Origin of the sequence: Streptomyces sp. NPDC048290 (assembly GCF_040652095.1) — a bacterium.
Taxonomy (GTDB): domain Bacteria; phylum Actinomycetota; class Actinomycetes; order Streptomycetales; family Streptomycetaceae; genus Streptomyces.
Genome location: NZ_JBEZLM010000010.1, coordinates 317,229 through 335,991 on the forward strand (window position 1 = coordinate 317,229; position 18,763 = coordinate 335,991).

Here is an 18,763-nt window from a genome sequence, read left to right on the forward strand (position 1 = left end):
TGAAACGAGGGAGACACCATGCGCAACAACGACGGCCTGTCCGTCACATACGACGGTCTCGACGTCGCCGCCACCAACATCGGCAACGAGGCCAAGCAGCTGGAGCAGGACCTCCAGGAACTGCGCTCGATGGTCGAGCGGAGCCGCGAGTACTGGGCGGGCCAGGCCCAGGACCAGTTCGGCGAGAAGCTGCGCCGCTGGGACAAGGAGGCCAACGACATCCACACCGCGCTGATGGGCATCGGCCAGGTCGTCGCCCAGTCCGGCGGTACGTACATGGAGGGCGACCGCCGGGCGGCCAGCTACTTCATGTAGCCCGTTCACGCGGCGAACCGGCCACGCCGGACGACGCACGGCGAGTACAAGCGGACGCAGGGTGGGCGCGCGCGGGAGGCGCCCACCCTGCCGCTGTCTGCACGCCACGCCGCCTCTGGAGCGGCGAATCCAGCCGGACCCGGCTCATGTGCGCCGCGCAGGGGCACGCGCCCCCCAGGTAGGCCGTACAGAGGGACGCCCCCCCCGCGTCAGCGCCCCATGTCCCCCACGTCCCTCACTCCAGACGGGCGCCAGGGGCCCCGCACATCAGCCCCCCGCCTCCCCCAACCCCACCTGAACCAACGGCTTCCCCCGCTTCCGCGACACGAAGACCCCCCGCCCCGGCGGCATCGCCCGCGGCCGTACCCCGCCCAGCAGATCCCCCTCGCTCGGATCGCCCGCCAGGACCACGCCCTGCGCGCCCAGCTCCTTCATCCGCTGGATGAACGGCTCGTAGCCCGCGCGGCCCGCGCCCGCCGTGGAGCGGGCGATGACGAACCGGACGCCCACGTCACGGGCGAAGGGCAGGAGTTCGGTGAGCCCGGCCAGCGGATTGCCGCTCGACGTGGCGACCAGGTCGTAGTCGTCGATGACGATGTACACGTTCGGCCCCTGCCACCAGCTGCGGTCACGCAACTGCTGCGGAGTGACGTCCGCGGTGGGCGTACGGCGCTGCATCAGATCGGCCAGGGCCTCCATGTGATGCTGCATCTGGTTGGACATCGGGATGTACTCGGCCAGATGCGAGGTCGGCGTCACCCCCAGCAGGGACCGCCGGTTGTCGACCACGAAGAGCTTGCAGTCGTCGCCCGGGTAGCGCTCGGTGAGCCGCTTGACCAGCAGCTTCAGCAGATTGGACTTGCCGGACTCGCTCTCGCCGTAGACCAGGAAGAACGGGTCGGTGTCGAAGTCGACGAAGACCGGCTCCAGACTGTCCTCGTCGAGGGCGAAGGCGACGCCCCGCGCGGGGAAGCGGTCGCCCGGCGGCAGTTGCGCGGCGGGGAACTCGCGCGGCAGCAGCCGTACCGCGGGCGCGCCCGGCTGCTGCCAGTGCCGGGTCACCTCGGCGGCCAGGGCCTGCGTGGCCTCCGCGAGGTCCGTGTCGGAGGACAGCCCGTCGATCCGCGGGACGGCCGCCATGAAGTGCTGCTTCTGCGGGGTCTGACCCCGGCCGGGCACCCCGGTCGGGACGTTTGCCGCCGCCTTGCGGTCGAACTCGGAGTCCATGGGGTCGCCGAGCCGCAGCTCCAGCCGGTTCATGAGGTGGTCCTTCATGTTCGAACGGACCTCCATGGAGCGCGACGCCGTGAGGATCACATGGATGCCGTAACCCAGCCCCCGCGCGGCGATGTCCAGGACGAACGGCTCCAGCGCCTCGTAGTCCGAACGGAAGTTCCCCCAGCCGTCCACGACCAGGAACACATCGCCCCACGGCTGGTCCGTCACCGCGATGTCGCCGCGCGCGCGGCGGGTGCGGAACTCCGCGATGGAGGAGATCCCGGCGGTGCGGAAGTACTCCTCGCGGCGGGTCAGGATGCCGTACACCTCGGCCGCCGTACGCCGGACCTTCTCCGGGTCCAGCCGGGAGGCGACCCCGCCCACATGCGGGAGCCCGGCGACCGCCGAGAGACCGCCGCCACCGAAGTCCAGCGCGTAGAACTGCACCTCGTGCGGGGTGTGGGTGAGCGCGAAGGACGCGATGATCGAGCGCAGCAGGGTGGACTTGCCGGACTGCGGGCCGCCCAGGATCTGCATATGGCCCGCCGCGCCCCCGAAGTCCGTCCACAGCGGGTCCCGCCGCTGCTCGTACGGCTTGTCGACCAGCCCGACGGGGATGACCAGCCGGCCCGCCCCCTCGTAGCCCGGCTGGGTCAGACCACGGCCCTGGACCGCCGCCAGACCCGGCAGGAGGGAGTCCAGGGACGGCGGGCTGTCCAGCGGCGGGAGCCACACCTGGTGGGCCGCCGGACCCTGTGCCTCCAGGCGCCGCACGATCACATCGAGCACGGTGTCCGCGAGCGCGTCGTCCGGGCGCTCCGGCTCCTCCTCGGCGCGCTGCGGCGGCACCGCGGCGTACCGCACCGGAACCTGCGCCGCCGTGAACAGCACCGGCCTGCGGTCCACCGGCAGCGGCCCCCCATAGGACGCCGCCTGCTGCGCGCTGGTGCGGTACACGCCGGAGACGTACGCCGCCTTGAAGCGCAGCATCTCCTCCGTGCCGAACTTCAGGAAACCCGAACCGGGCACATTGGGCAGCTCGTACGCGTCCGGCACGCCGATCGCCGCGCGGGACTCGGCCGCCGAGAACGTCCGCAGACCGATCCGGTACGACAGATAGGTCTCCAGGCCCCGCAGACGGCCCTCCTCCAGGCGCTGCGAGGCCAGCAGCAGATGCACGCCCAGGGAGCGGCCGATGCGGCCGATCTGGACGAACATCTCGATGAAGTCCGGCTTGGCGGTGAGGAGTTCGCTGAACTCGTCGATCACCAGGACCAGGGACGGCAGCGGCTGGAGCGGAGCGCCCGCCGCGCGGGCCTTCTCATAGTCGTGGATGTTGGCGTAGTTGCCCGCGTCGCGGAGCATCTCCTGGCGGCGGTTCAGCTCACCGCGGATGGAGTCGCCCATGCGGTCGACCAGCGTCAGATCGTCGGCCAGGTTGGTGATGACGGCCGCCACATGCGGCATCTGCGCCATCCCCGCGAAGGTGGCGCCGCCCTTGAAGTCGGCGAGGACGAAGTTCAGGGTCTCCGAGGAGTGCGTCACGGCGAGGCCCAGGACCAGGGTCCGCAGCAGCTCGGACTTGCCGGAGCCGGTGGCGCCCACACACAGGCCGTGCGGCCCCATGCCCTCCTGCGCGGCCTCCTTGAGGTCCAGCATCACGGGACGGCCGTCCTCGCCGAGCCCGATCGGCACCCGCAGCCGCTCGGACTGCGAACGGGGCCGCCAGGTGCGCCGCGGGTCCACGGAGGCGGCGTCACCGAGGTTCAGCAGATCGGTGAACTCCAGGTTCGCCAGCAGCGGTTCGTCGTCGTCCCCGCCCGACGCCATGCGCAGCGGTGCGAGCTGCCGCGCCAGCGCCTCGGCCCCCTCGTACGCCAGGACGTCCGGGGTGCCCTCGTAGACCATGCCGTGCGCCGACTCCAGGCGCAGCTCCCGCGGGTGGACGACGATGGAGAGGTCGCCGCGTCCGCTGGTCAGCTCGCCCGGCACCACCTCCAGGACCGTGACCCCCTGGAGGCCCTCGGGGCTGGCCAGGAGGGAGGTCGGCGGCAGGGAGACCCCGTCCAGGACCACGATCACATGAGGCTGCTCCGGCACCGGCGGACCGTCCGGGTGGAACCGGGGGCGGCCCTGGAGCCGGGCTCCCAGCAGCTCCTCCAGCTCCATCGGGTTGGTGGAGATCAGCCGAAGGCTCCCGGCGCCGTCCGCCGTCCCGTGCGCCTGCGCGTGGGGGAGCCACTTGGTCCACTCCCACTCCGCCGCCGCGTCCCGCCCCGTGGCCACCGCGACGACCAGGTCCTCCGGGGACTGGAGGGAGGCCAGCGAGGCGGTCAGCGCCCGCGCGGCGCCCCGTACGGTGAGCGGCTCCCCGCTGATCGTCACGTGGTAGAAGGCGCGCAGCGAGACCGCGAGCGGCAGGCTCTCGACCGTGGCGTGGGTGTCCAGGAAGCGCTGCATCGCGCCGGTGGTCAACGGCTCCAGCTGGTCCACCGGCCCGCTCTGCGGCGCCAGCAGGGGAGTGGCCAGCGACTGGGGGCCGAGTCCGACCCGCACCTGGCCGAAGTCGTCGTCACCCGCGCGACGTTCCCACACCCGGCTGCCCTCGGCGACCAGCGCCCACAGTTGCTCCGGCGAAGGGTGGAGGTAGTACTGCGCGTCCCGCTGGGCCAGCGCGGTGCGCTGGGCCTCCCGGCGGGTCTGCGACAGATAGCGCAGATAGTCGCGGCGCATGTCGGCCATCTGGCCCTGGTTGCCCCGCCGGTAGCGGATCAGCATCGCGATGCCCATGGCGATCGTCGAGGCGATCATCACCATGCCCATGATCTTCATGAACGGCTGGGCCTGCGGATTGAAGAAGAACACCACCGAACCGCCCATGCCGAGCATGGGCAGCAACTGCATCAGCGCGCCCTCCTGCTGCCCGCGCGGCAGTTCGGGCGGCGGCTGGAGCACCACCTCGCTGGTGGGCACTTCCTTCGGCAGTGCCCGCGGTGGGCGCTTGACGACGATGTGGCTCACTTCGCACCAATTCCCTTGCCGACCCGACCTGTTCCGCTCGCCGCCCCGTGTCCGGCGAACGTCGATCGCGCAGCGCGATCCTACTGACCGCCACTGACAGTGGCGGGCGGTAGGGTGCCCGTGAGACCTGTGAACAGTTGCGAATCGGACCGGGAAAACCGGGCAATCCGCACCGTTCACCACCAGCGCTCCCGCCCGTTCCCCGACCCGGTGGCGTACCGGAACGGGCACGGCGGGCGGCGCGGCGGCACGTACGCGACACCTGTGCGGAAGCTGCACGACCGCGCGCGAAAGCTGCGCACGACGTGTACAGGATCGCCACGAGCGCCGCGGGCGACACGCGCGACCATGCGAGCGGCACGCGCGACTGCGCGCGACCGCGCGACGAAGACGACACAGGACGACAAAGGGGGAACAGCAGGTGAGCATGACGGCCTCCGCGCCGGCCGGCCGGACCGGCGGAACAGGCAGCGCGGTCCCTGCCGGATCGGGCACGGGCTACGGCTTCTGCCGGGTCACCATCGTGGCCCCGGACAGCCGCATCGACGTGGCACTGCCCGACGACGTACCGGTCGCCGACCTCTACCCGGAGATCCTGCGCCTGTCCCAGCAGCGCCCCGCCGAAGGCGCCCCGGTCGGCTACCACCTGGTCCGCCGCGACGGCACGGTCCTCGACGGCTCCCGCTCCTTCGCCGCCCAGCGCATCCTGGACGGCGAGCTGCTGACCCTGCGCCCGTTCGCCGAGTCGCTGCCGCCCGCCGTCCACGACGACGTCTCCGAGGCGGTGGCCTCCGCCGTCACCCAGGACCGCACCCTGTGGAGCGCGGACCTCACCCGAGCGGCCGGCCTCGTCGCCGCCGGCGTCCTGCCCACCCTGCTGGCGTTCGTCGCCTGGAGCTCCGAGCCCCGCCACGACATGTACGGCCTCCAGGGCATCCTCGCCGCCGTCACCGGCGTCCTGCTGGTCACCGTCGCCTGCGTCCGCGCACGGGTCTACGACGACCGCGGCTCCGCCATCGCCCTGGGCCTGGGCGCGCTGCCCAACATGGCCGTCGCCGGTTCCGGACTGCTGCCGCTCGCCGACGGACAGGGCATCGGACGGCTCCAGTTCCTGCTGGCCTGCGCGGCCGTCCTGGTCGCCGCCGTGGTGCTCACGATGATCGCGCCGGGCGGTGACGGCCCCTTCGTGGCGTTCGTCTTCGCCTCGGTGATCGGCCTGCTCACCACGTTCGTCGCCCTGCTCACCGAACTGCGGCCCATCGAGACCGCCGCCGTATGTGCCCCGCTCGCCGTCTGCGCGCTGGCCTTCCTGCCCGGTCTGTCCATGCGCTTCGCCCGGCTGCCCATCGGCTTCGCCCCGCCGAACCCCGCCCGCGGGTACAGCACCGACGAGCCCACCGCCCCCGAGCCCGTCGACGCCGAGCGCATCGCCGCGCAGGCCCGCCGCGGCCATGAACTCCTCGTCGGACTGGTCGGCGGCTGTGCCCTGGTCACCGTCGGCGCCGCGATCGTGCTCAGCTTCTCCAGCGACCTCTGGGCCCAGCTGCTCGCCCTCGCCACCGGCATCGCCATGCTGATGCGGGCCCACCTGTTCCGCTACACCGGCCAGGTGGCCGCCACGCTCACCGCCGGGCTCGCCTGTCTGGTCTTCCTCGGCCTCGGCCTCGCCCTGAACCCGCCGAACGACTACATGAAGGACGCTCTCGACGGTCACACCACCGCGCTCGACATCCGTACGGTCTGGCTGGTGGCGGCGATCGGCGCGGCGACGGCCCTGGTCACGGCGATCGGCCTGATCGCCCCCCGCCAGGGGGTCACCCCCTTCTGGGGCCGCTTCATGGAGATCGCGGAGGCGTTCGTCCTGCTGACCCTGGTCCCCCTGGCACTGGCCGTCTTCGACGTGTACGCCTCGGCGCGCTCCATGGCCGGGGACTGAGCGGACGCCCCCCGGGGCACGGACGGTGACCGACCCACCGCGCGGGGCCTCGCCCACGGTCGCAGAAGGCGAGCCCATGGCCACGGATCACAGCAAATAGATCACAGCTCACAGGGCGGGCCACAGCTCACAGGCCGCAGATCACAGGGCACTGGGCACAGGGCACAGGGCAGGCCACGGCTCACAGGCCACGGCTCACAGTGCCCAGGTCAGGCCACGGATCACAGGACCAGCCACAGATCGTCAGGCCACCGGCCACACAAAAGGGGGGGGCGGCACATACGTGCCGCCCCCCGAAGCACCACCCGCCACCCCCCGGCGTGGCAGGCCACAACCTCACTCCGGCCCCGACCCCCCACCCCCCGGCGCGGGCGTCACATCGAACTCCCCGTCCCGCGCGCCCAGCACGAACGCACGCCACTCCGCCTCCGTGTACCGCAGCACCGTGCCCGGATCGAGCGAGGATCGCATCGCCACCGCGCCGTCCGGCAGATAGGCGATCTCGACCCGCTCCTCGTGCTGCTCGGTGCCCGGCGCGCTGTGCCACTCCACGCCGGAGATGTCGAGCGCGTACAGCTCGTCGCGCTCCCGCTCCTTGCGCGCCTTGACGTCCTCGTGCACTTCCTCCGCCATGGCGAAGCGACCCCTTCCCGGCCCCGGACCGTCCCGCGGGCATTCCGATGGATCACCCTAGTGGGCGCAAGGGCCCCGCCGACGGTGTTCGGGCACCGCGGTCAAGGGCGTCGTCGCCTGCTGGTACTCTGGGTGACGGCCGTCTGTGTACGCATCCCCGGAGCCCTGTGGATCACGTTCGATGATCCCGGTGTCCCGGCGGTCGCGCCCAGCGGATCATCCCGCCTCCCGAGTCGTGGAAGCTCCCCCGAGACAGAGACCGGGGGCACTCGGTGGCCACTCAGACATCACGAGGAGTACGCGTGTCGCTCGACGCCGCTACGAAGAAGCAGATCATGACCGAGTTCGGCACCAAGGAGGGCGACACCGGCTCCCCCGAGGTCCAGGTCGCACTGCTGTCCCGGCGGATCTCGGACCTGACCGAGCACCTCAAGACCCACAAGCACGACCACCACTCGCGCCGCGGTCTGCTGATCCTGGTCGGTCAGCGTCGCCGTCTGCTCCAGTACCTGGCGAAGAAGGACATCCAGCGCTTCCGTGCGCTGGTCGACCGCCTCGGCATCCGCCGTGGTGCGGCGGGCGCCAAGTAGGACGCCACACAGGGAGCGGTTCCCGGAGTCAGGGAGCCGCTCCCTTTTGCCATCCGTACACGGCCTTTACCGTCCGTACGGAAACGTGCGCGTTGTCAGTGCCGCTTTGTAGTGTGTTAGCACAACGTGTGTCGGCGACATGCGCCGGCACCGAGCACGAGATACGAACAGAGTGTGACGTTCCGTGCCCGAAGGGGTAGGGCGACAGCACACCACGCAGAAGATGTACGAGGAGAAGCGCGCCTCGCCGCCGCCGGTCCTCGGTAGTGGCCCCCGGGGGGAAGCGAGCCCCGGGTGCTTCGATCGAAGACCGGCCCGCACCAGAAGGAGCGCTTCTCCGAGGCCGTCCCCCTCGCCACACGGGCGCTGTGGGACGAAAGACGACAAGTATCGGAGAAAACGCTAGTGGAGAACGAGACCCACTACGCCGAGGCCGTCATCGACAACGGCGCCTTCGGCACCCGCACCATCCGCTTCGAGACGGGCCGCCTGGCCAAGCAGGCCGCCGGTTCCGCCGTGGCGTACCTGGACGACGACACCATGGTGCTGTCGGCCACCACCGCCTCCAAGAACCCGAAGGACCAGCTCGACTTCTTCCCCCTCACGGTGGACGTCGAGGAGCGCATGTACGCGGCCGGGAAGATCCCCGGTTCCTTCTTCCGCCGCGAGGGCCGTCCCTCCGAGGACGCGATCCTCACCTGCCGGCTGATCGACCGCCCGCTGCGCCCGTCCTTCAAGAAGGGCCTGCGCAACGAGATCCAGGTCGTCGCCACGATCATGGCCCTCAACCCCGACCACCTGTACGACGTCGTGGCGATCAACGCCGCCTCCGCGTCCACCCAGCTGGCCGGTCTGCCCTTCTCCGGCCCGATCGGCGGCGTCCGCGTCGCCCTGATCCGCGGCCAGTGGGTGGCCTTCCCCACCCACAGCGAGCTGGAGGACGCCGTCTTCGACATGGTCGTCGCGGGCCGCGCCCTGGACGACGGCGATGTCGCGATCATGATGGTCGAGGCCGAGGCCACCGAGAAGACCATCAAGCTGGTCGAGGGCGGCGCCGACGCCCCCACCGAAGAGGTCGTCGCCTCCGGTCTGGACGCCGCGAAGCCCTTCATCAAGGTCCTGTGCAAGGCCCAGTCGGACCTCGCCGCCAAGGCCGCCAAGCCCACCGGCGAGTTCCCGGTCTTCCTGGACTACCAGGACGACGTGCTGGAGGCCCTCACGGCCGCCGTCCGCCCCGAGCTGGCCCAGGCGCTCACCATCGCCGGCAAGCAGGAGCGCGAGGCCGAGCTGGACCGCGTGAAGACCCTCGCCGCCGAGAAGCTCCTGCCGGAGTTCGAGGGCCGCGAGAAGGAGATCTCCGCCGCGTACCGCTCGCTGACCAAGTCCCTGGTCCGTGAGCGCGTCATCAAGGAGAAGAAGCGCATCGACGGCCGCGGTGTCACCGACATCCGCACCCTGGCCGCCGAGGTCGAGGCCATCCCGCGGGTGCACGGCTCCGCGGTGTTCGAGCGTGGCGAGACCCAGATCCTGGGCGTCACCACCCTCAACATGCTCCGCATGGAGCAGCAGCTCGACACCCTCTCCCCGGTGACGCGCAAGCGCTACATGCACAACTACAACTTCCCGCCGTACTCCACCGGCGAGACCGGCCGCGTCGGCTCCCCCAAGCGCCGCGAGATCGGCCACGGCGCCCTCGCCGAGCGCGCCCTCGTCCCGGTCCTGCCGACGCGCGAGGAGTTCCCCTACGCGATCCGCCAGGTCTCCGAGGCGCTCAGCTCCAACGGCTCGACGTCCATGGGCTCGGTCTGCGCCTCCACCATGTCGCTGCTGAACGCCGGTGTGCCGCTGAAGGCCCCGGTCGCCGGTATCGCCATGGGCCTGATCTCCCAGGAGATCGACGGCGAGACGCACTACGTCACCCTCACCGACATCCTCGGTGCGGAGGACGCCTTCGGCGACATGGACTTCAAGGTCGCCGGTACCAAGGAGTTCGTCACCGCCCTCCAGCTCGACACCAAGCTCGACGGCATCCCGGCCTCCGTCCTGGCCGCCGCCCTCAAGCAGGCCCGGGACGCCCGCCTCCACATCCTCGACGTGATGATGGAAGCGATCGACAAGCCCGACGAGATGTCCCCCAACGCGCCGCGGATCATCACCGTGAAGATCCCGGTCGACAAGATCGGCGAGGTCATCGGCCCCAAGGGCAAGATGATCAACCAGATCCAGGAGGACACCGGCGCCGAGATCACCATCGAGGACGACGGCACGATCTACATCGGCGCCGCCGACGGCCCCTCCGCCGAGGCCGCCCGCTCCACGATCAACGGCATCGCGAACCCCACGATGCCCGAGGTCGGCGAGCGCTACCTGGGTACGGTCGTGAAGACCACCACCTTCGGTGCCTTCGTCTCCCTGCTCCCCGGCAAGGACGGCCTGCTGCACATCTCGCAGATCCGCAAGCTCGCCGGCGGCAAGCGCGTGGAGAACGTCGAGGACGTCCTCGGCGTCGGCCAGAAGGTCCAGGTCGAGATCGCCGAGATCGACTCCCGCGGCAAGCTCTCCCTGATCCCCGTGATCGAGGACGCCGAGGGCGACGACAAGAAGGACGCTGCCGACCAGTGACGTCCCGTGGCTCCCAGGCGACGGCCCGCCCCTCCTCGGAGGCGCGGGCCGTCGCCCGTACCCAAACCCTCATCAAGGGCACCGCCGGGATCGGCACGGTCCGTAAGACCACCCTCCCCGGCGGTCTGCGCGTCGTCACCGAGACCCTCCCGTCCGTACGCTCCGCCACCTTCGGCATCTGGGCGCACGTCGGCTCCCGCGACGAGACCCCGGCGCTCAACGGCGCCACCCACTACCTCGAACACCTGCTCTTCAAGGGCACCGGCCGCCGCTCCGCCCTCGAGATCTCCTCCGCCCTCGACGCCGTCGGCGGCGAGATGAACGCGTTCACGGCCAAGGAGTACACGTGCTACTACGCACGCGTGCTCGACACCGACCTGCCGCTCGCCATCGACGTGGTCTGCGACATGCTCACCGGCTCGCTGATCCTCGAGGACGACGTCAACGTCGAGCGCGGCGCGATCCTCGAAGAGATCGCCATGACGGAGGACGACCCGGGCGACTGTGTGCACGACCTGTTCGCGCACACCATGTTCGGCGACAACTCCCTCGGCCGCCCCGTCCTCGGCACGGTCGACACGGTCAACGCCCTCACCGCCGACCGCATCCGCCGCTTCTACAAGAAGCACTACGACCCCACCCACCTGGTGGTCGCCTGCGCCGGCAACATCGACCACCACAAGGTCGTACGACAGGTCCGCGCGGCCTTCGAGAAGGCGGGCGCCCTCAAGAACGCGACCGCCGAGCCCATCGCCCCGCGTGGCGGACGGCGCGCTCTGCGCACCGCCGGGCGTGTCGAGCTGATCGGCCGCAAGACCGAGCAGGCCCATGTCGTCCTCGGTATGCCCGGCCTCGCCCGCACCGACGACCGCCGCTGGGCGCTCGGCGTGCTCAACACCGCGCTCGGCGGCGGCATGTCCTCCCGCCTCTTCCAGGAGGTCCGCGAGAAGCGCGGCCTGGCCTACAGCGTGTACTCGTACACATCCGGCTTCGCCGACTGCGGCCTCTTCGGCGTCTACGCGGGCTGCCGCCCCTCACAGGTCCATGACGTCCTGAAGATCTGCCGCGACGAACTCGACCAGATCGCCCAGCACGGTCTGTCCGACGAGGAGATCGCCCGCGCGATCGGCCAGCTGCGCGGCTCCACCGTCCTCGGCCTGGAGGACACGGGCGCGCTGATGAACCGTATCGGCAAGAGCGAGCTGTGCTGGGGCGAGCAGATGTCCGTGGACGACATGCTGCTGCGGATAGCCTCGGTGACCCCCGACGACATCCGCGCGGTCGCCCGCGACATCCTGGGCCGCAGACCGTCCCTGTCCGTCATCGGCCCGCTCAACGACAAACAGGCGTCCCGGCTGCACGACACGGTGGCCTGACCCCCCGAGGCCGCCACCACCGTCACCGAACTCCCGTATCCGGCAAGGAAACAGAGAAGAAGATGAGCAAGCTGCGCGTGGCGGTCCTCGGTGCCCAGGGCCGCATCGGCTCCGAGGCGGTACGGGCCGTCGAGTCCGCCGACGACATGGAACTGGTCGCCGCTCTCGGCCGCGGCGACTCCCTGGAGGCGCTCACCACCTCCGGCGCCCAGGTCGCCGTCGAACTGACCACCCCCGACTCGGTGATGGCCAACCTCGACCACTGCGTCGGCCACGGCATCCACGCCGTGGTCGGTACGACGGGTTGGACCGACGCACGCCTCGCGCAGCTGACGGGATGGCTCGACCGCTCGCCCGGCACCGGCGTCCTGATCGCCCCGAACTTCTCCATCGGGGCCGTCCTGACCATGAAGTTCGCCCAGCTCGCGGCCCCGTACTTCGAGTCCGTCGAGGTGGTGGAGCTGCACCACCCGAAGAAGGTCGACGCCCCCAGCGGCACCGCCACCCGCACCGCCCAGCTCATCGCCGAGGCCCGCGCCAAGGCCGGCTCGGCCCCCGCCCCCGACGCCACGACCACCGCGCTGGACGGCGCCCGCGGCGCGAACGTCGACGGCGTCCCCGTCCACGCGATCCGGCTGCGCGGCCTCCTCGCCCACCAGGAGGTCCTGCTCGGCGGCGAGGGCGAGACCCTCACCATCCGCCATGACTCCCTGCACCACAGCAGCTTCATGCCGGGCATCCTGCTCGGCACCCGCCGCGTGGTGACCACTCCGGGCCTCACCTTCGGCCTGGAGCACTTCCTCGACCTGAACTGAGCCGTACGACCCTCATGCGCGCCAAACTCTCCTACGCCCTCACCGCCGCCGTCCTGGTCTTCTACTTCGTCCTGGTCGGCAGCCGCGGCGTGCTGCTCATCAAGGCCGGCACGCCGCTCACCGTCACCTTCGGGGTGGCGGTGCTGATCCTGCCGGTCATCGGTGTCTGGTTCCTGTGGAAGAACACCCAGTTCGTCCGCCGCGCCAACGCCCTCGCCGACCAGCTCGACGCCGAGGGCGGCCTGCCCGTCGACGAACTGCGCCGACTGCCCAGCGGCCGGGTCGACCGCGACTCCGCCGACGAGGTCTTCGCCCGCCGCAAGGCCGAGACGGAGGCCGCCCCCGACGACTGGCGCACCTGGTTCCGGCTCGCCATCGCCTACCGCGACGCCCGGGACACCCCCCGCGCCCGCAAGGCGATGCAACGCGCGATCAGCCTGCACCAGACGCCCGACGGCACGGCCTGACCCGACCACAGGGCCGCCCATACCGGCGCCCAGGTCAGCTCAGGACAGGGGACGCCCCTCGCCACTCCGGGCAGGAGAGGCCCACCGCGTGAGCGTGGTACGGCCGCCGACCACCTCGCCGCGCCAGCGCGGGACGCCTCCAGACCGCCCGACCGCCACACCAGGTCGGCCACCCCGCCCACCCGTTGACCCCGCAGGTCCCCGCCGCTCGCCCACACCCGCCCCACCGAGCCCGCCCTCCCTCACCCCCCCCAGGCACCCCGATCCACAAAACGGCCCCACACACACCAGAGCCCGGTCCGCCCCCCGGACCGGGCTCCACGGTTCTCAGCTCACACACCGGCCCACACGCCGACGCCGAGCACACCCCGCCTCAGGACGGCCGCCTCAGGACCGCCGCCCATACTCGTCCGCCCAGACCTCCACCGAGTCCGCCGCCCGGTCGAACGCCTCGACCCGCCCCAGGAAGTCCGCGTTGTGCGTGGTCAGCAGCGTGGGCGTGTCGGTGGCGGCCCGGTCGCGCCGGACCAGCACCAGCGCCTGGCCCTGGACCGTACGGGGCAGCCCGAGCCAGCGCACCGGCTGCTGCACGGTCCGGACGGACCCGACCTTGTCCCATCCGACCGTACGGGTGAAGAGGAACCGCACCTGGCGCAGTCCCTGGGCGCTCACCCAGACACCGGAGCGCAGCAGCCGCAGGGCGACCGCGATCAGCACCAGCGCGACACCGAACACCACCGCCGCACCGGACACCGTGCCGGTGAGGGCGATGATCACCGCAGCGAACAGCACGAACGAGGCCAAGAGCAGCCAGACCGCAGCGATGCCGACCCGCCAGGGCCCGGGGCGGTAGGGCCGCCGCCAGCGGTCTCGGTCGTCGAACGGCAGCGCGATGTCGTCCGTGGTGTCGAAGGCACGGTCGGCCGTCAGGAAGGGCAGGGGCACGGCTGGTCCTCACTCGTCCATGCATGGGCTGTGCCCGGTGAGGCTATCGACCCGTGTCGCGGCTCACCACCCTAGGGGGCCCGGATGGAGTCAGGCCCCGCTCACCGCACCCCGCTCACCGCCCGCTCAGCGGCTCTCCGTCGCCCGCGACTGCTGGGCCGGGCTGGTGGACTGATCCGGCTCCAGCGCAGGCATGCCGAGGACCAGCGATCCGACCAGGGCGGCGACGATGGTCACCCCCAGCAGGGAGCGCCCGGCTATCTGCCCGGCCGTGGGGCGCGCACGGGCCGGGGGAGTGACATTGCTGCGGAACTTGTCGGCCTCGGCGAGGAAGGCGAAGGGTACGGGCTCGCGCCGGCGGAACATGGGTGGTGCTTCTCCTCTCGGGCTCGTCTTCCGGCGGACGGCAGTCGCTCGCCGTCCGTCCGACTGGGCGCTCGGGACTCAGGAGCGCGCACCCATGTGGGCCCTGCGGGGCGGGGGCGCGCCTCACGCGTGCCCTCATGGGTTCGAACGCTTCACGCTCACTGATACAGACGAGCGAACGCCCCAGAACGTGCCCTCAATCACCGAATTGGCAGAAGTTCCAGAAGTTGACAGGAGTTCGCCAGGGTTCGCCGGGGTTCACTGGACATCGCTGGAGTTCGCCGGAGTTCGCCGAGGATGCCCCGGATGTCGTGCCCCGGCACCGAACGCCCGGTTGTCAGTGCCGGGCCGTAGAGTGGGCGCCGCCCGAGTGAAGTGGATCGAAGGGACCCCCCGACCGTGACCGACACCCCCACCGACGCAGTCCAGGACGCCCCAGGCGTCCCGGACGTCAAGCCGAGCTTCCGCGGCGATGTCACCGTCGAGCTGGTCAAGCACACCGCGTCCGACGCCGACGTGCTGTTCGCCGCGCGCGTGTCCACGGCCGGTGAGAAGTCCCTCGACGAGCTGGGCAAGGACCCGGAGCGCTCCAAGGGCCTGATCAACTACCTGATGCGGGACCGGCACGGCAGCCCCTTCGAGCACAACTCGATGACCTTCCTGATCAGCGCCCCGATCTTCGTCTTCCGCGAGTTCATGCGGCACCGCGTGGGCTGGTCGTACAACGAGGAGAGCGGTCGCTACCGCGAGCTCCAGCCGGTCTTCTACGTCCCCGACGAGTCCCGCAAGCTCGTCCAGCAGGGCCGTCCGGGCAAGTACCAGTTCGTCGAGGGCACCGCCGGCCAGCAGGAACTGGTCGGCCGCGTCATGGAGGACTCCTACCGTCACTCCTACGAGGCGTACCAGGAGATGCTGGCCGCCGGTGTCGCCCGCGAGGTGGCCCGCTCGGTCCTCCCGGTCGGCCTCTTCTCCTCCATGTACGCCACCTGCAACGCGCGCTCGCTGATGCATTTCCTCGGTCTGCGCACCCAGCACGAACTGGCCAAGGTGCCGTCCTTCCCACAGCGCGAGATCGAGATGGTCGGCGAGCTGATGGAGTCCGAATGGGCCCGTCTGATGCCGCTCACCCACGCCGCCTTCAACGCCAACGGGCGTGTCGCGCCGTAACCGCACGGCTGTGCTCCGTGCCGGGCACACATGTACGGATCAGCCTCACGAAGTGTCCGGATTGCGGCATTTAGAGAAGTTCATCTAGCCTGATCAAACGGACCCGGCACTGCTTGAACCCCCGAGCAGGCAGTGCCGGGCTCCATCTTTGTCATGACCTATCCGACACCCCAAGGGCAGACCGCCCCTTGAGCAACGAGTAGCGTGTAACCCATGGCTCCGACCTCGACTCCGCAGACCCCCTTCGGGCGGGTCCTCACCGCCATGGTCACGCCTTTCACGGCGGACGGCGCTCTCGATCTCGACGGCGCTCAGCGGCTCGCCACCCACCTGGTGGACGCAGGCAACGACGGCCTGATCATCAACGGCACCACCGGCGAGTCCCCCACCACCAGCGACGCGGAGAAATCGGACCTGGTACGAGCCGTACTGGACGCGGTCGGCGACCGCGCCCACATCGTGGCCGGCGTCGGCACCAACGACACCCGCCACAGCATCGAGCTGGCCCGCACCGCCGAGCGCACCGGCGCCCACGGCCTGCTCATCGTCACCCCCTACTACAACAAGCCCCCACAAGACGGCCTCCACCAGCACTTCAAGGCCATCGCCGACGCCACCGACCTGCCGGTCATGCTCTACGACATCCCCGGCCGCAGCGGCGTCCCGATCAACACCGAGACCCTCGTCCGGCTCGCCGAGCACCCGCGGATCGTCGCCAACAAGGACGCAAAGGGCGACCTCGGCCGCGCCAGCTGGGCCATCGCCCAGTCCGGCCTGGCCTGGTACTCCGGCGACGACATGCTCAACCTCCCGCTGCTCTCCGTCGGCGCGGTCGGCTTCGTCTCCGTCGTCGGCCATGTCGTCACCCCCGAGCTGCGCGAACTCGTAGAGGCCTACACCAGCGGCGACGTCCAGAAGGCCACCGAGATCCACCAGAAGCTGCTCCCGGTGTACACCGGGATGTTCCGCACACAGGGCGTCATGACCACCAAGGCCGCCCTCGCCCTCCAGGGACTGCCCGGCGGACCGCTGCGCGCCCCCATGGTGGCGTGCTCACCCGAAGAGATCGAGCAGCTCAAGATCGATCTTGCCGCGGGCGGGGTACAGCTCTGACATCGGACTTCGCGAGGCACGGCCTCGCAGCACGCTTCACAACTGAATAGGCGGGCCACCGGTGCCCGCAGCACAGCACATCGACAACGACAATTGCGTCTTGCACGAACGTCACGCGCGCCACGTGCCACACCGGTACGTGGCGCGCGTGGTGAGGAGAGTCTTTTGAGCCATCCACACCCGGAACTCGGTCCGCCCCCGCCGCTCCCCGAGCGCGGCCTCCGCGTCACCCCCCTGGGCGGCCTCGGCGAGATCGGCCGCAACATGACGGTCTTCGAATACGGCGGCCGTCTGCTGATCGTCGACTGCGGAGTGCTCTTCCCCGAGGAGGAGCAGCCCGGAATCGACCTGATCCTGCCGGACTTCTCGTCCATCCGTGACCGCCTCGACGACATCGAGGGCATCGTCCTCACCCACGGTCACGAGGACCACATCGGAGGCGTCCCCTACCTCCTGCGCGAGAAGCCGGACATCCCCCTGATCGGCTCCAAGCTCACCCTCGCCCTGATCGAGGCCAAGCTCCAGGAGCACCGCATCCGCCCCTACACCCTTGAGGTGGCCGAAGGGCACCGCGAGCGCATCGGCCCGTTCGACTGCGAGTTCGTCGCGGTCAACCACTCCATCCCGGACGCCCTGGCGGTCGCCATCCGCACCCCCGCGGGCATGGTGGTGCACACCGGCGACTTCAAGATGGACCAGCTCCCGCTGGACGGCCGGCTCACGGATCTCCACGCGTTCGCCAGGCTGAGCGAGGAAGGCATCGACCTTCTCCTCTCGGACTCGACCAACGCCGAGGTCCCGGGCTTCGTCCCGCCCGAGCGCGACATCTCCAACGTCCTGCGCCAGGTCTTCGCGACCGCCCGCAAGCGGATCATCGTGGCCAGCTTCGCCAGCCACGTCCACCGCATCCAGCAGATCCTCGACGCCGCCCACGAGTACGGCCGCAGGGTCGCCTTCGTCGGCCGCTCCATGGTCCGCAACATGGGCATCGCCCGTGACCTCGGCTACCTCAAGGTCCCGCCGGGCCTGGTCGTGGACGTCAAGACCCTGGACGACCTCCCGGACAGCGAGATCGTCCTGGTCTGCACGGGCTCCCAGGGCGAACCGATGGCCGCCCTCTCCCGCATGGCCAACCGCGACCACCAGATCCGGATCGTCGACGGCGACACGGTGATCCTGGCGTCGTCCCTGATCCCCGGCAACGAGAACGCGGTCTACCGCGTGATCAACGGCCTCACCCGCTGGGGCGCCAACGTCGTCCACAAGGGCAACGCCAAGGTCCATGTCTCCGGCCACGCCTCCGCGGGCGAACTGCTGTACTTCTACAACATCTGCCGCCCGCGCAACCTGATGCCGGTCCACGGCGAATGGCGCCACCTGCGCGCCAACGCCGAGCTGGGCGCCCTGACCGGAGTCCCGCACGACCGCATCGTGATCGCCGAGGACGGCGTCGCCGTCGACCTCATCGAGGGCAAGGCCAAGATCTCCGGCAAGGTCCAGGCGGGATACGTCTACGTCGACGGCCTCTCCGTCGGCGATGTGGGCGAGCCGGCCCTGAAGGACCGCAAGATCCTCGGCGACGAGGGCATCATCTCGGTCTTCGTGGTCGTCGACTCCTCCACCGGAAAGATCACCGCGGGCCCCCATGTCCAGGCCCGCGGCTCCGGAATCGAGGACTCGGCCTTCAACGCGGTCATGCCGAAGATCAACGAAGTCCTGGAACGCTCGGCCCAGGACGGCGTCGTCGACCCCCACCAGCTCCAGCAGCTCATCCGCCGCACCCTGGGCAAGTGGGTCTCCGACACCTACCGCCGCAGGCCGATGATCCTGCCGGTGGTCGTGGAGGTCTGACGGACCGCCAGGTCCCGGACAGCGCATCCCAGGAGCGGGGCGCCTCGATTTGCATCGGGGCGCCCCGCTCCAGTACGTTTACGACTCCGCCTCCACGGGAACCCGGCCACCTCAGGGTGTCAGGACCACCTCCCGGAGGGCGCGGAATTCCGACTCAGAATCTCTGATAAAGTCGGAACCGCCGGAAAGGGAATCGCGAAAGCGAAATCCTGGAAAGCATTCCGAGGAAATCAGACCGGGAAACGGTCTGATAGAGTCGGAGACACGAAGGGAAGCGCCCGGAGGAAAGCCCGAGAGGGTGAGTACAAAGGAAGCGTCCGTTCCTTGA

At 70.3% G+C, this 18,763-nt stretch carries 14 protein-coding genes; 10 read left to right on the top strand and 4 right to left on the bottom strand.

Going from position 1 to position 18,763, the window contains the following annotated elements:
- Window positions 1–18 precede the first annotated feature (18 nt).
- A complete protein-coding gene (locus AB0D49_RS19975) occupies window positions 19–315 on the top strand; it encodes a WXG100 family type VII secretion target (protein ID WP_362758866.1) in 297 nt (98 codons plus the stop codon).
- A gap of 267 nt (window positions 316–582) precedes the next feature.
- Here AB0D49_RS19975 and eccCa read toward each other — a convergent pair whose 3' ends face one another.
- Window positions 583–4,554 (bottom strand): type VII secretion protein EccCa, encoded by a 3,972-nt coding sequence (gene eccCa, locus AB0D49_RS19980; RefSeq protein ID WP_362758868.1) that lies wholly within the window; start codon window positions 4,552–4,554, stop codon window positions 583–585.
- Window positions 4,555–4,981: 427 nt separating this feature from the next.
- On the opposite strand from eccCa, the gene eccD reads away from it, so the two are divergent.
- Window positions 4,982–6,490 (top strand): type VII secretion integral membrane protein EccD, encoded by a 1,509-nt coding sequence (gene eccD, locus AB0D49_RS19985; RefSeq protein ID WP_362758870.1) that lies wholly within the window; start codon window positions 4,982–4,984, stop codon window positions 6,488–6,490.
- A 336-nt stretch (window positions 6,491–6,826) separates the two neighbouring features.
- Here eccD and AB0D49_RS19990 read toward each other — a convergent pair whose 3' ends face one another.
- Window positions 6,827–7,123, bottom strand: a complete 297-nt coding sequence (locus AB0D49_RS19990; protein WP_362758872.1) for a DUF397 domain-containing protein — start codon at window positions 7,121–7,123, stop codon at window positions 6,827–6,829.
- Window positions 7,124–7,425: 302 nt separating this feature from the next.
- Here AB0D49_RS19990 and rpsO point away from each other — a divergent pair, with 302 nt between their 5' ends.
- The 5 genes from rpsO (at window position 7,426) to AB0D49_RS20015 (ending at window position 12,993) form a co-directional block, all read left to right on the top strand.
- Window positions 7,426–7,713 carry a 30S ribosomal protein S15 gene (rpsO, locus tag AB0D49_RS19995; RefSeq protein WP_030753863.1) on the top strand — a complete coding sequence of 96 codons (288 nt, stop codon included), beginning with the start codon at window positions 7,426–7,428 and terminating at the stop codon, window positions 7,711–7,713.
- 405 nt (window positions 7,714–8,118) lie between these two features.
- Window positions 8,119–10,335 (top strand): polyribonucleotide nucleotidyltransferase, encoded by a 2,217-nt coding sequence (locus AB0D49_RS20000; protein ID WP_362758874.1) that lies wholly within the window; start codon window positions 8,119–8,121, stop codon window positions 10,333–10,335.
- Window positions 10,332–11,711 carry a pitrilysin family protein gene (locus AB0D49_RS20005; RefSeq protein WP_362758876.1) on the top strand — a complete coding sequence of 460 codons (1,380 nt, stop codon included), beginning with the start codon at window positions 10,332–10,334 and terminating at the stop codon, window positions 11,709–11,711. The genes AB0D49_RS20000 and AB0D49_RS20005 overlap by 4 nt, the downstream gene beginning before the upstream one ends.
- A gap of 62 nt (window positions 11,712–11,773) precedes the next feature.
- Window positions 11,774–12,526 (top strand): 4-hydroxy-tetrahydrodipicolinate reductase, encoded by a 753-nt coding sequence (gene dapB / locus AB0D49_RS20010; protein ID WP_362758878.1) that lies wholly within the window; start codon window positions 11,774–11,776, stop codon window positions 12,524–12,526.
- Window positions 12,527–12,540: 14 nt separating this feature from the next.
- The gene (locus AB0D49_RS20015) at window positions 12,541–12,993 is read left to right on the top strand and encodes a hypothetical protein (protein WP_362758880.1); all 453 of its coding nucleotides are present in this window, start codon (window positions 12,541–12,543) and stop codon (window positions 12,991–12,993) included.
- A 387-nt stretch (window positions 12,994–13,380) separates the two neighbouring features.
- On the opposite strand, the gene AB0D49_RS20020 is transcribed toward AB0D49_RS20015, so the two are convergent.
- A complete protein-coding gene (locus AB0D49_RS20020) occupies window positions 13,381–13,938 on the bottom strand; it encodes a hypothetical protein (protein WP_362758882.1) in 558 nt (185 codons plus the stop codon).
- 126 nt (window positions 13,939–14,064) lie between these two features.
- Window positions 14,065–14,304 (bottom strand): hypothetical protein, encoded by a 240-nt coding sequence (locus AB0D49_RS20025; protein WP_362758884.1) that lies wholly within the window; start codon window positions 14,302–14,304, stop codon window positions 14,065–14,067.
- A 399-nt stretch (window positions 14,305–14,703) separates the two neighbouring features.
- Between AB0D49_RS20025 and thyX the strand changes: the two genes are divergently transcribed.
- The 3 genes from thyX to AB0D49_RS20040 all read left to right on the top strand — a co-directional run bounded on the left by thyX (window position 14,704) and on the right by AB0D49_RS20040 (window position 18,435).
- Window positions 14,704–15,471 carry an FAD-dependent thymidylate synthase gene (thyX, locus tag AB0D49_RS20030; RefSeq protein ID WP_362758886.1) on the top strand — a complete coding sequence of 256 codons (768 nt, stop codon included), beginning with the start codon at window positions 14,704–14,706 and terminating at the stop codon, window positions 15,469–15,471.
- Window positions 15,472–15,684: 213 nt separating this feature from the next.
- Window positions 15,685–16,584, top strand: coding sequence for a 4-hydroxy-tetrahydrodipicolinate synthase (gene dapA, locus AB0D49_RS20035; RefSeq protein ID WP_362758888.1), 900 nt, complete (start codon window positions 15,685–15,687; stop codon window positions 16,582–16,584).
- Between the two features lie 165 nt (window positions 16,585–16,749).
- Complete coding sequence (locus AB0D49_RS20040; protein ID WP_362758890.1) at window positions 16,750–18,435, top strand: ribonuclease J; 1,686 nt, start codon at window positions 16,750–16,752, stop codon at window positions 18,433–18,435.
- The last annotated feature ends 328 nt before the right edge of the window (window positions 18,436–18,763 follow it).

Coding starts and splice junctions, on each gene's coding strand:
- AB0D49_RS19990 (WP_362758872.1), bottom strand. CDS start 7,123: ATGGCGGAGGAAGTGCACGAGGACGTCAAGGCGCGCAAGGAGCGGGAG.
- dapB (WP_362758878.1), top strand. CDS start 11,774: ATGAGCAAGCTGCGCGTGGCGGTCCTCGGTGCCCAGGGCCGCATCGGC.
- AB0D49_RS20015 (WP_362758880.1), top strand. CDS start 12,541: ATGCGCGCCAAACTCTCCTACGCCCTCACCGCCGCCGTCCTGGTCTTC.
- eccD (WP_362758870.1), top strand. CDS start 4,982: ATGACGGCCTCCGCGCCGGCCGGCCGGACCGGCGGAACAGGCAGCGCG.
- dapA (WP_362758888.1), top strand. CDS start 15,685: ATGGCTCCGACCTCGACTCCGCAGACCCCCTTCGGGCGGGTCCTCACC.
- AB0D49_RS19975 (WP_362758866.1), top strand. CDS start 19: ATGCGCAACAACGACGGCCTGTCCGTCACATACGACGGTCTCGACGTC.
- AB0D49_RS20025 (WP_362758884.1), bottom strand. CDS start 14,304: ATGTTCCGCCGGCGCGAGCCCGTACCCTTCGCCTTCCTCGCCGAGGCC.